8 protein-coding genes are annotated in these 12,167 nt (G+C 67.4%); 4 read left to right on the top strand and 4 right to left on the bottom strand.

Going from position 1 to position 12,167, the window contains the following annotated elements; genetic code table 11:
- Positions 1–55: 55 nt before the first annotated feature.
- Positions 56–1,780, bottom strand: coding sequence for a dolichyl-phosphate-mannose--protein mannosyltransferase (locus IEW19_RS01255; RefSeq protein WP_188569862.1), 1,725 nt, complete (start codon positions 1,778–1,780; stop codon positions 56–58).
- Positions 1,781–1,825: 45 nt separating this feature from the next.
- Between IEW19_RS01255 and rsmI the strand changes: the two genes are divergently transcribed.
- Positions 1,826–2,701: a 16S rRNA (cytidine(1402)-2'-O)-methyltransferase gene (rsmI, locus tag IEW19_RS01250; RefSeq protein ID WP_188569861.1), complete on the top strand. Its 876-nt coding sequence runs from the start codon at positions 1,826–1,828 to the stop codon at positions 2,699–2,701.
- A gap of 179 nt (positions 2,702–2,880) precedes the next feature.
- The gene (locus IEW19_RS01245) at positions 2,881–4,380 is read left to right on the top strand and encodes an NAD-dependent succinate-semialdehyde dehydrogenase (protein WP_188569860.1); all 1,500 of its coding nucleotides are present in this window, start codon (positions 2,881–2,883) and stop codon (positions 4,378–4,380) included.
- Between the two features lie 70 nt (positions 4,381–4,450).
- On the opposite strand, the gene IEW19_RS01240 is transcribed toward IEW19_RS01245, so the two are convergent.
- Genes IEW19_RS01240 through IEW19_RS01230 form a run of 3 tightly spaced genes read right to left on the bottom strand, consistent with a single transcriptional unit; the run spans position 4,451 to position 9,604 of the window.
- A complete protein-coding gene (locus IEW19_RS01240; RefSeq protein WP_188569859.1) occupies positions 4,451–7,000 on the bottom strand; it encodes a transglutaminase TgpA family protein in 2,550 nt (849 codons plus the stop codon).
- Positions 6,997–8,493, bottom strand: a complete 1,497-nt coding sequence (locus IEW19_RS01235) for a DUF58 domain-containing protein (protein ID WP_188569858.1) — start codon at positions 8,491–8,493, stop codon at positions 6,997–6,999. The genes IEW19_RS01240 and IEW19_RS01235 overlap by 4 nt, the downstream gene beginning before the upstream one ends.
- A gap of 10 nt (positions 8,494–8,503) precedes the next feature.
- Positions 8,504–9,604: an AAA family ATPase gene (locus IEW19_RS01230; protein WP_188569857.1), complete on the bottom strand. Its 1,101-nt coding sequence runs from the start codon at positions 9,602–9,604 to the stop codon at positions 8,504–8,506.
- 162 nt (positions 9,605–9,766) lie between these two features.
- Between IEW19_RS01230 and IEW19_RS01225 the strand changes: the two genes are divergently transcribed.
- A complete protein-coding gene (locus IEW19_RS01225; RefSeq protein WP_188569856.1) occupies positions 9,767–10,672 on the top strand; it encodes a TatD family hydrolase in 906 nt (301 codons plus the stop codon).
- Between the two features lie 280 nt (positions 10,673–10,952).
- Positions 10,953–12,128: a resuscitation-promoting factor gene (locus tag IEW19_RS01220; RefSeq protein ID WP_188569855.1), complete on the top strand. Its 1,176-nt coding sequence runs from the start codon at positions 10,953–10,955 to the stop codon at positions 12,126–12,128.
- Positions 12,129–12,167: the final 39 nt, after the last annotated feature.

The raw sequence follows: 12,167 nt of genomic DNA, 5'->3' as shown, positions 1-12,167 counted from the left end.
TTTCCGCTGCCACGCCGCGGCAGCGGCTCCTTCGGGTCTCTGTTGCCATCCTGCCCTAGATCCAGGATGGCATCCACATTCGGACCTTCCAGTCGACGTACGGGATTACTTCGGCGGCCCAGATCGGGTAGAAAAACGCCGACAGCAGCACGGCCGCCGCAAGGAAGAGGACCACCAGGTACAGCCCGGAGCGGCGGCGCCATGGCGGGTCCGTTGCCCTGCCGAGGACCAGCCCGAGACAGTACACCAGCGCCAGGACCAGGAACGGTTCGAAAGACACCGCGTAGAAGTAGAACATGGTCCGCTCGGGGTACATGAACCATGGCAGGTATCCTGCGCCCACGCCGGCGAGCACGGCACCGGCCCGCCAGTCCCGGCGTCCCACCCACCAGAACAGCAGGACAACCAGCGAGATGCCGGCGCCCCACCAGATCAGCGGGTTTCCGACCGAGAGGATGGCGGAGGTGCACTTTTCCACGTCACAGCCGGGGGTGCCCTGGGGCGGGGATTCATAGAAGAACGACGTCGGCCGCCCCATCACCAGCCAGCTCCAGGCGCTGGCCTGGTAGGGGTGCTCGGAGCTCAGGCCCTGATGGAACTTGTACGCCTCCAGGTGGTAGTGGACAAGGGAACGGACGGAATCGGGGAGCCATCCCCACTCCGCCGACGGGTTGCTTTCGGCCCAATGGCGGAAATACGCGTTGTCCGACAGGAACCACCCTGTCCAGGTGGCGGAATAGATAATCCCCGCCACCGGGACCATGCCGAGGAACGCGGGGATCCCGTCCCTGATCAGGCCGCCGCTGATCCAGCCGCGGATACCGGCCACCCGCCGGGCGTTGAGGTCCCACAGCACCGTGAGGAGGCCAAACCCGGCCAGGAAGAACAGGCCGGACCACTTTGTTCCTACCGCCAGGCCCATGCAGACCCCGGCGGCGACCCGCCACCAGCGCACGCCCAGCCAAGGCCCGGACAGCAGCGCGCCTGCCGGGGGCTGTCCGCCGTTCGCGGCAGCGGCCCGTGCCAGCCGTGCCGCGAGGCGGCGGCGCCCGTCATCGCGGTCCATCAGCAGGGCGCCGAAGGCAGCAAGGATCCAGAATGTGAGGAAGATGTCCAGCAGCGACGTCCGGGACATCACCAGATGGTGGCCGTCGACGGCGAGGAGCAGCCCCGCGGCGCCCGCCAGCGGAAGCGAGCGGAACAGTTTCAGGGCGACCAGGGAGACCAGCAGCACGGTGAGGGTGCCGGTGAGGGCTGCGGCGAAGCGCCAGCCAAACGGATTCTCCGGCCCGAACAGCCACATGCCGGCCGCGATCATCCATTTGCCCACCGGCGGGTGGACCACATATTCGGGTGTGTTCAGCAGGACGTCCGGATTGCCGGCATTGAAGGAATCATTGGCTTTGTCCGGCCAGCTGCGTTCGTAGCCGCTGATCAGGTACGAGTAGGCATCCTTGACGTAGTACGTCTCGTCGAAGACCAGCTTGTGCGGCACCTCGAGGCGGATAAAGCGGAGGAGGCCTGCCGCCACCGCCGTCAGGACCGGGACCAGGACGAACCATAGCCGAAGCGACGGCGGATAGTCCCGCCAGGATATTCCGGTGCCGATGAGCCTGGCCCGCAGTGCCTCGAAGGTGAAAGCGTCATCCGGCCGGCTGATCCAGGGCCGGGCAGCCTTTCTGCCGGGCTCCATGGCAGTGTCGCCGGCACCGGTGGATGCCGCCGGGCTGGGTTTCCCGGCTCCGGCGGGCCGCGTCGAGGTCTGCGTCACGAGCCCCATGCTACCTTTTGCGGCTGGAAGACCCGGCAGCAGTAGTCTTGGTGGGTGGATCCGAACCCCAGCCCCCTTCCCGAGCCCGGCCCTTCGACGGCGGGGCGGATCATCCTTGCCGCCACTCCCATCGGGAACACCGGCGACGCCTCCGCCCGGCTCGTGGAACTGCTGGGCTCGGCGGACATCGTGGCCGCCGAGGACACCCGGCGCCTCCACCGCCTGGTCCAAAGCCTGGGCGTTGCAGTGACCGGACGCATCATCAGCTACCACGAGCACAATGAAGCTACCAGGACGGCTGAGCTCCTTGACCAGGTGCGCGCAGGCAGCACGCTCCTCATGGTGACTGACGCCGGAATGCCGGCGGTATCGGACCCAGGCTTCCGGCTGGTGGAAGGGGCCATCGCGGCGGGGCTTCCCGTCACCGCTGTCCCCGGGCCATCAGCGGTCCTCACGGCACTGGCGCTTTCCGGCCTGCCCACTGACCGTTTCTGCTTCGAAGGATTCCTGCCCCGCAAAGCCGGCGAAAGGGCCTCCCGCCTCGCGGACCTTGCCGGGGAGCGGCGCACCATGGTGTTCTTCGAGGCGCCGCACCGGCTGGAGGCCATGCTGCGCGCGCTGCGCGAGAGGTTCGGCCCCGACCGTCCCATTGCAGTGTGCAGGGAATTGACCAAGACATACGAGGAAGTCATCCGCGGCACCGTCGGCGAACTCCTCCAGTGGGCTGAGGACAATGAGGTCCGCGGCGAAATCGCTGTGGTGCTCGGCGGCGCCCCGGAGCAGGCAGCTGGAACCCCGGAGGACCACGTAGCGGCAGTCAACGAACTGGTGGCCCAGGGCATCAGGCTGAAGGAGGCCGTGGCCGCCGTCGCGGAAGACGTCCGGGTCAGCAAGCGGGAACTGTACTCGGCGGTCCTCGCCGCCCGGTAGCGGCCGCGGCCTGCTTCCGGCTCCTGTGCAGCTGCACAGGGAAGCAGTAATTCCGCAGTGCGAAACGGCGTAGACCGTGGGAGTGCCCCGCAGTAGTCTGGCAGTTAATCAGCCCCATGATCCCGGTCACACCGGCCGCGGCCACGGGCTGCCACAACCCTACTGACGAGGGAGTCATCGTGACTGTCACCGCACAGCCGGCCGTTACCGCCGAGCGCGAAACCCGGCTTTTGGCCTCCGTTCCCACCGGGCTGCTCATCAATGGTGAGTGGCGCGACGCCGCCTCAGGCAAGACGTTCGACGTCGAGGATCCCGCCACCGGGAAGGTGCTGCTGAGCATTGCCGACGCCGGCCCCGAGGATGGCGCCGCCGCGCTGGACGCCGCCGCGGCAGCGCAGGAGTCCTGGGCAAAGGTGCCGCCCCGCGAACGCGGGGAAATCCTCCGCCGGGCCTTCGACCTGGTGACCGAACGGGCTGAAGACTTTGCCCTCCTGATGACCCTGGAGATGGGCAAGCCGTTGGCCGAAGCCCGCGGCGAGGTGACTTACGGCGCCGAGTTCCTGCGCTGGTTCTCAGAGGAGGCCGTACGTGCCTTCGGGCGCTACTCAGTCTCGCCGGACGGCAAGTCCCGCCTCCTGGTGACCAAGAAACCGGTGGGTCCCTGCCTGCTGATCACCCCGTGGAATTTCCCGCTGGCCATGGCCACCCGCAAGATTGCCCCGGCCGTTGCCGCAGGCTGCACCATGGTGCTGAAGTCGGCAAACCTGACGCCCCTGACGTCCCAGCTGTTCGCTGCCGTCATGCAGGAGGCCGGCCTGCCCGCCGGTGTCCTCAACGTCATCCCCACCTCCACGGCCGGAGCCACCACCGGGCCCCTGATCAAGGACTCCCGCCTCCGCAAGCTGTCCTTCACCGGCTCCACCGAAGTTGGACGCCGCCTGCTGGCCGATGCCTCCGAAAACGTGCTCCGGACGTCGATGGAACTGGGCGGCAATGCCCCGTTCCTGGTCTTCGAGGACGCTGACCTCGATGCCGCCGTCACCGGCGCCATGGCAGCCAAGCTGCGGAACATGGGCGAGGCCTGCACCGCTGCCAACCGCTTTATCGTCCACGAGTCCGTCGCCGGGGAATTCGCGGAAAAGTTTGCCGCGAAGATGAAGGGGATGACCACCGCCCGGGGCACCGAACCTGAGTCCAAGGTTGGTCCGCTGATCGACGCCAAGAGCCGGGACAAGGTCCATGAACTGGTTTCCGACGCCGTAGCCGGCGGGGCCAAGGCAGTCCTGGGCGGCGGACCGGTGGAGGGACCAGGTTACTTCTACCAGCCCACCATCCTTTCCGGAGTCGCGGAAGGGACCCGGATCCTGTCCGAGGAAATCTTCGGTCCCGTTGCCCCGATCATCACCTTCAGCAGTGAGGACGAGGCTGTTCGGCTGGCCAACAACACCGAATATGGACTGGTGGCCTATGTCTTCACCAAGGACATCAACCGCGGCATCCGCATGGGCGAACGCCTGGAAACCGGCATGCTGGGCCTGAACGCCGGTGTCATCTCCAACGCCGCGGCCCCGTTTGGTGGCGTGAAGCAGTCGGGCCTGGGACGCGAAGGCGGCCTGGAAGGCATCGAGGAATACCTTTACACGCAGTACATCGGCATCGCCGACCCCTACGCCGGTTAGTCCCGGCGGCTCGCAGCCGCAAGCAACGCACGCGTGCCGGCCGGGACTTCCCCGGCCGGCACGCGTGCGTTCAGCCCCCGCCAGGCGTATGGGCGCCGTCGGCCGCCCCTGAGCTTGAGCGCCCTCCTGCGGCTGGCTGCACCTCTCCCGCAGAGGCCCGCGCCGTTTTCCCGATGGCCCTGCCGGCCGCACTGAGCGGCGTCCTGAGCACCTGGCCCAGCCGGCGGGTGACTGATGGCGGGAGCCAGGCCGCCGTCCAACGCCTGGACAGGGTGGCGTTTGACCGGAGGGCCATTTCCACGGCAGCAACCCCGGCAGCAATGCCTTGCCCCCCGTTGTCCTGCCCGCCCGTGCCGTGGCTGGAAGTGTCGTGGGTCAGGCCGATGCCGGGGGAACCCTTGCCGCCCGGGCGGCCGTACCTATGGCGTTCGAAGGCCGAGGTGAGGAACGCAACTGCCTCATGGGCGTCTTGGTCCATGCCGCCGGGCTCGCCCAGCAGCGACGTCCGGAACCTGGCTGCATATGCCCGCGGCGTCTCGCTGTCTTCGGCGGGGACGCCGTAATCGGTGCCAAGGTCCCTGATTTCGCTCCAGGCCAGCGGGACGGCCTGGTCCGGGCGCTTTGGCCGCAGCCGCCGTGACCTGGTGCCCGCGCGGACCAGGTGCGGCGTAGCTGCCAGGAGCGCCAGCCCCACCACTCCGGCCGTCCCCAGGAGCCAGGGCATCAGCTGCACGCCGTTGCCGGAGCTGTTGCTGTCCGCGCCAGGGACAGCCGGGGCAGTTGCGCCGGGGGAGGGGGCGGGAACCGGGGCGCTGTCGGGAATGAGTCCGTCGTTGTTGCCCAGGGAATCCGTGACGGACGGGGCTGCCGACTCCGCGGCGTAATCAGGGACCACGCCCCGGGACGGCGTCGGTTCGAAGGGCACCCAGCCAAGGCCCTGGAAGTACAGTTCAGGCCAGGCGTGGGCATCACGCGCATCTGCCTCGTATTCCGGGAGGGCGCCCTGGCCGGCCACCGTGACGGTGGCACCGGTCAGCCTGCCGGGAGCGTAACCCACGGCGATCCTGCTTGGAATTCCTTCCAGCCTGGCCATCACCGCCATGGCTGAGGCGTAATGGATGCAGTAGCCGCTCTTCTTCTCCAAAAAGTCAGCCAGGACGGAGAGTCCGTTGCCGTCGTAGCCGCCCTGCACCGGAGACTGCAGCGAGTAGGTGAACTCGGACGAACGCAGGTACTTCTGGATGGCCATGGCCTTCAGGTACGGTGTCCCCGCGGCTCCAGCCACCGTCTGGGCAGTGGTTTTGACGATGTCCGGGACGTTGCCTGGAATCCGGGCGAAGACGTCGGGGATGCCCCGCACGGGCCCTGACGACTGGGCCAGGAGCGCGGCGGAAAGCTTGGGCACCGCCGAGGTCACCAGGTACTCCTGCCGGCGCGTGGTGGTTTCCGTGCCCTTGATGCTCAGCGTGGCCGGATCCCAGGTCCACTGGCCGCCCAGGCCGCGGATGGTTTCCGGCGCGTAGGGGACCGGCAGGTAGGGGCTGGTGAAGGACCCAGCGTCAATGGCGGTGACCAGCCGCACCTGCTCGTCCGCGAGGACGGGATAGCCGGGGTCGATCCGGCCATCCAATGGCACCCGCGAGCCGGTGCGGTCGTCAGGTCCCCAGGAATCGCCGTCGAAATTGTCCACCGTCACTGAGCGCAGGTAGAGGGGGGCGGCCGAATTGGTGGCGTAGGTGATCCTGCCGCTCCCGTCAGGCGTGCGCAGGCTGTTCCCCAAGGTGATCATGGGGTTCAGGCCGGTGGAGGCACTCCACGGGTTAAGCCGTGAACCCTGGGGGAAAGTGCCGTGGTCGAAGCCGGGAATGGCCAGGGGCAGCACCAGGGTGGCCACCAGGGCCACGGCCCCGGTCAGCGCGGCGCGGCGCACCATGCCCGGGCTGCGGGCAGTGCCGCCCTGCAACCTGCCGTCAGGGGCAAACCACTGGCTGCAGGCGAGGATCAGGAGGTATCCCGCTACAGTGACAACGAAACTCCACACCCCCGCACTTTGCGGTTTGATCATGGCCGGAACCATCAGCAGGGCCAGCAACCCCGTGCCGGAGGGGGCCGGCATGGCCAGCGGCACTGCCAGGGCGTCGACAAGTATCACCGCCAGGCCAAGCACGGCGCAGACCACCATGACGATCCCGGCGTTTGGCGCAACGGGCGCCGTCTCCGCCAGGACGGTCTCGCTTGCCCGCCGGACCAGCCGGTCCAGGTCAGGCAGGGTGGCACCGGTGGGGACCACCCAGAGGACGCTGGAACTGCGGAAGAAGGTCAGTGTCAGGACCCCGACCAGTGCCACGAATCCTCCTGCGGTGACCAGCAGGGGCTGGGCGCGGACGGAACGGAGTGCGGCCAGCGTGAACCCCACCACCAGCACGGTGGTCATGGCCGGCCAGTACCAGTTCCAGCCGCGGAGGACGCCGTTCAGCGACAGGGCAGCTCCGCAGACCGCCACCGTGATGGCTGCCGCCATGGCCCACGGGTAGGCGCCGGCACCCGCGCGGCCGGCCGGCTTTTCCGGTCGGGCCGCCTCGTGCCCCTCACCCGTGCGCCGGACCGGGGCCATCGTCACTTGGCCACCCCCGCTCCCCGGCGGAACTCCAATGCCGGGGCCGACGGCAGGGCGGGGTCCTGGTCGAATTGGCTCCAGGCAGTTGCAACCTGTGCCGTCGGTGCCACGGCCACCGCCCGCCAGCCGCCCTGCCGCAGCACGTCCAGGACATCCTGGTACTCCGTCGGCCGTTCCACCGCCACTACGGCGAATGCATTGGTGGCGAACGCGGCAGCCGGTGCCAGGGCCGCGGCCTCCTCGGCCGTGATGCGGCCCAGCATGGCGATCAAGGGACCCCGCATCCGGTGCGCGGACAGCTTGTCCATCAGGTGGTCATTGAACGCCGGAGGCCCCTGGTCGCTGCCTGCCGGCGTCAGCGATGCCGCAACGCCCCGGGGCGCGCCGTTCCCGCCGGCAGTGTCCCGAAGGGAAGCGTTCCGACGCGCGGCGTCCCGAGCCATGCCGTCCCGCCGCGGGTGCGCGGGCCCGGACAGATGGATGGCGGCCAGGCTTTCGCCAATGGACTGCAGGCCCAATGTCCCGCTGTACACCTCGGCCGCCGGTTCCGGGGACGAGGGAGAGTGAAGGAATGCCGGGGCGCCTCCGGTATCCAGCAACCGAAGGCTGTAATTGCGTTCAGCAAGGTGTGCGCTGACGGACACCACTGCAACAACAGACCACTCGAAGGTGTCGCTGGTAGCCAGCGAGTGCCCGTCCTGGCCGGTCAGCCCCGCCGTGGCTGTTCCAGGGCCGCCAGCGAACGCGCCGGAACGGTGGTCCAGGATGATGGTCGCTTCCGGCGTCGTGACGGATTCCTCCTGCCGGACCATCAGGGCCCCGTGCCTGGCCGTAGCGGCCCAGTGGACCCTTCGCATCGGGTCTCCGTGGCGGTATTCACGGGTCATGACATCGTCATCGCTCGGGTTCGCCCGGACGCGGGTGGCAGTGACGCCGTCATTGCCCCGCGCCCCGGCCAGCCCGGTGGCAGGCAGGACGACGGCGGCAGGCGTCACGGTGAGGAGGTCGCCGTCGTCAATTGCCTGGCGGTGCAGCGAGAGACCGAAGGGGTCGGTGAACTCGGCCGTGACAGGCCCGATCCTGAACTGCCCACGATGCCTGGACGTGAGGTGGTATTCGTAGCGGCTTGTGCCGCCGGCTGTGGAACGGGATGGAAACCGGAAAGCCGGTGCCTGGCCGAACCGCGCGGGCAGCCGCTCCTCCATGACCACCCGGCCGCTGCCCGGGCCCGTCCTTGCCACCGCAAGGTGCACCACGGCCGGGGCCGAGGTTTCCACGGGCGACGGGTTGAATTCGCGGTACACCCGGAACCTGGGCTTGACCAAACGGATACCCGCAAGGGATACAAGCGGCAGCACCACCAGCAGCAGGGCCAGCGTCAGAAGGTCCCGGCGCCCCATGACCTGGGCCGCGGCCAGCGCAAAGGCGCCAGCCGCGAGCATGCCCCATCCGCGCCTGGTGAACAGGTGCCGCGGAAGCTTGTCCATCAGGGCCATGGCCCGCCGCCTAGCGGTTCCTGCTGCCGGTGGCGGCCGCGGCCCGGCTGGGCTGCCCGGGGGGCGCCTGCGGCACAGGCAACCGGGACAGGATGCCACGCAGGACGCTGTTCGGGGTCTCACCGGCGCCGACGGCCTTCCGGTCAAGGATGATGCGGTGGGCCAGGACGGCTTCGGCCAAGTCTCCCACGTCGTCTGGCAGGACAAAATCGCGCCCGTCCAGCGCCGCCGTGGCCTTGGCCGCCCGCAACAGCTGCAGCATGGAGCGGGGGCTCGCACCCAGCCGGAGCAGCGCGCTCTCCCTGGTGGCCCTGCCCACTGACACCGTGTATTCCTTCACTGACTGGGAGACGTAGACCTGTTGGACAGTGGTGGTCATCGCCGCAACTTCGGACGCGGTGACCACAGGGGAGACGTTGGCCAGCGGCGAGACCGCCTGGTGGGTCTCGAGCATTTCAATCTCCGACTCCTTGTCCGGGTAGCCCATGGAGATCCGGGCCATGAAGCGGTCCCGCTGGGCCTCCGGCAGGGGATACGTTCCCTCCATTTCGATGGGGTTCTGGGTGGCGACCACCATGAACGGCTCATCGAGCTTGTAGGAGGTGCCGTCCACCGTGACCTGGTGCTCCTCCATGCATTCCAGGAGGGCGGATTGGGTCTTGGCGGATGCGCGGTTGATTTCATCGCCGATGACGATGTTTGCGAACACTGCGCCGGGCCGGAATTCGAACAGCCTTGAGGCCTGGTTGTAGATGGACACGCCGGTCACGTCGGAGGGCAGCAGGTCGGGCGTGAACTGTATGCGGTTCACGGTGCAGTCAATGGTCCGCGCGAGGGTCTTTGCCAGCAGGGTTTTTCCGACGCCGGGCACGTCCTCCACCAGCAGGTGGCCCTGGGCGAGGAGGACGGTGAGAGCCAGCTTGGCGGCGTCCGACTTGCCGTCGATGACGGTATTAACGGTAGTCAGGATGCGCTGGGCCGCGGCGTGGAAGGGCCCGGAATCCATAGCCGCCGGACGGTGCCCGTTCAGGTGGCTGACGGAATCGGCGACGCCGGCCAGGTTGAGGTTCGGTGCGCTTCCATTGTTGGCAGTGCGTCGGTGGGGTTCCATCGGCAACCTTTCAGCCCGGGTTCACCTGGACGGGACAGCAACCCTGCCTTCGCCCGTCGGTGGGCGTGCGCGTGTATTCGTTCCAGATTACTAACACAACTGCCGTGCCTGACAGAGAGTTCCGGCAAATATGGGGGCGCCTTGGGCCGTTAGGCTGAGTGGATGTGCAATTCGTCGATTCCCGCCGCCTACCGGGTGCCTGCCGCGGACGGGACCCCGGATCCGGAGGCTGCCCGCAGGAGGGATTTCCCGCCCGCACCGGAGCCCCTGCCCGTACCCGTCATGGACAACCACACGCACCTGGACTTCCCGGAAGGAAATGGGCCCGTGGGGATCAAGGCTGCGCTCGACGCGGCAGCGGCCGTGGGCGTCCAGGGTGCCGTGCAGGTGGGTTGCGACCTGGAGTCCTCACGGTTCACTGTGGAAGCGGTTGACCACGACGAACGCCTCCTTGGAGCCGTGGCGCTGCATCCCAACGATGCTCCACACTATGCCGCCCGCGGCGAACTGGAGGCTGCCCTCACCGAGATCCAACGCCTGGCCGCCCATCCCCGGATCCGGGCCATCGGCGAAACCGGCCTGGACTTCTACCGCACGGAAGGTGAGGGGCTGCGCCACCAGGAGTACTCGTTCCGGCGCCACATCGACATCGCCAAGCGCCTGGACCTGACCCTGCAGATCCATGACCGGGACGCGCACAGCGACGTGGTGCGGGTGCTCCGGGAAGAAGGCGCCCCGGAAAGGGTGGTGTTCCACTGCTTCTCGGGTGGCGAGGACCTGGCCAGGACCTGCAACGAACAGGGCTGGTGGATGTCTTTCGCCGGCACCTTGACGTTCAAGAACGCCGCCAACCTCCGCGCCGCGCTCGCCGTGGCGGACCCGCAGCTCATCATGGTGGAAACGGACGCCCCGTTCCTGACGCCCCACCCGCACAGGGGGCGTCCGAATGCGAGCTACATGGTCCCGTATACCGTGCGGGCCATGGCGGAATTGACAGGCTCCGACCTGGCCGGGCTGTGCACGACGATCAGCGAAAATACGGTGCGGGCGTACGGATCCTGGGACTGATTTAGCAACGCTGCACCATCGACGTCAGCATACTTGGTATGCAAAAATGTTGGCTGCTTTATAACGCTACGGTTACAGTGGGAACCTATTAGCCGGGGTCGGGGAAGGCCAACGGGTAATTTCACTCCATCTGCAGCCGGCCCGGCCCGTCCAAGATCCGGCCTTGCCGCTGCGCGGAGTGTGGCGGCGCATCGATGCCCGGACTCTCTTTCTTGAAGTTGCTCCGGGCATTTTATTGCGCGTTCCCCGTGCCCGGAGAGACCGAGAGTTACGGGCAATCGTGATCAAGTTCTTCACATCGGACGGCAAGTTCAGCTTTATTAAGGTTGGCGCGCAGCTGCTGGTGCTTTGCGGCCTGGTCGCGGGCCTCGTAGCCTTCGTCGGCAATAACAAAACAATTACGCTCAACGTGGATGGCAAAGCGTCGTCCGTGCAGTCCTTTGGTGGAACAGTGGCACAGGTGGTCAAGAGCGCCAACCTGGAACTGCAGCCCGGCGACCGCGTTTCGCCCTCCCTCGATGCGACCGTGCAGAACGGGACCGTCATCAACATCAACCAGGCCAAAGAAGTCAAGGTCAGCCTGGACGGGGCCGAAAAGACGGTGAACACCACCGCCCAGGATGTCGAGGACCTGGTGACCGAACTCGGTGTGGCCAGTGCGTCGTCCGTTTCGGCTCCCAAGGATGCCACCCTCGCGCTGGCCGGTTCCTACGTCTCCATCTCCACACCCAAAACCGTCAGCATCGTGGCTGACGGCAAGGTGAACACCACCACCACCACGGCCCCCACTGTCGGCAAGGTCCTCGAGGATTCCGGCGTCGCCATCGGCGCAAATGACCGCACCTCACAGCCGGCCAATGCGAATGTGGTGAGCAACATGGTCATTAAGGTTTCCAGGGTGGATACCAGCCAGACCGCAGTCACCAGCGAGGATGTGCCCTTCGAGACAGTCACTGCGGAAAGCGCTGACATGCTCAAAGGCGAGAAGCAAGTGACCCAGGCCGGAACCGCCGGAAAGCTTGAGCGCACCTTCAAGCTGGTACTCGTGGACGGACGGGAAGCCTCCCGCACGCTGGTGTCCGAGAACGTGGCTGTCCAGCCAGTCACCGAGAAGGTCACTGTGGGCACCAAGGCCAAGCCGGCAGCCCAGGCTGCGCCGGCCGCACCCGCCGCGGCGGGCGCGAATACCGGCGCGGCAGCACCGGCCATGATGAACGAAGCCATGTGGGACAAGATTGCCCAGTGCGAGTCCACCGGAAACTGGAGCATCAACAGCGGCAACGGCTACTACGGCGGACTTCAGTTCGACATCCGTACGTGGATCGGGGCCGGCGGCGGCGCCTATGCTCCGAACGCCAGCCTGGCCACCAAAGCGCAGCAGATCGACATCGCAAACCGCGTTTACGCCCAGCGCGGCCTGTCGCCCTGGGGCTGCGGCTGGGCTGCAAGCAGCTGATCCACCAGACATAAACGCGCGGCAAACAGCGTGGCCGGG

Source organism: Arthrobacter liuii, assembly GCF_014639275.1.
Lineage (GTDB): Bacteria > Actinomycetota > Actinomycetes > Actinomycetales > Micrococcaceae > Arthrobacter > Arthrobacter liuii.
This window is presented reverse-complemented; position numbering and strand designations above follow the sequence as displayed.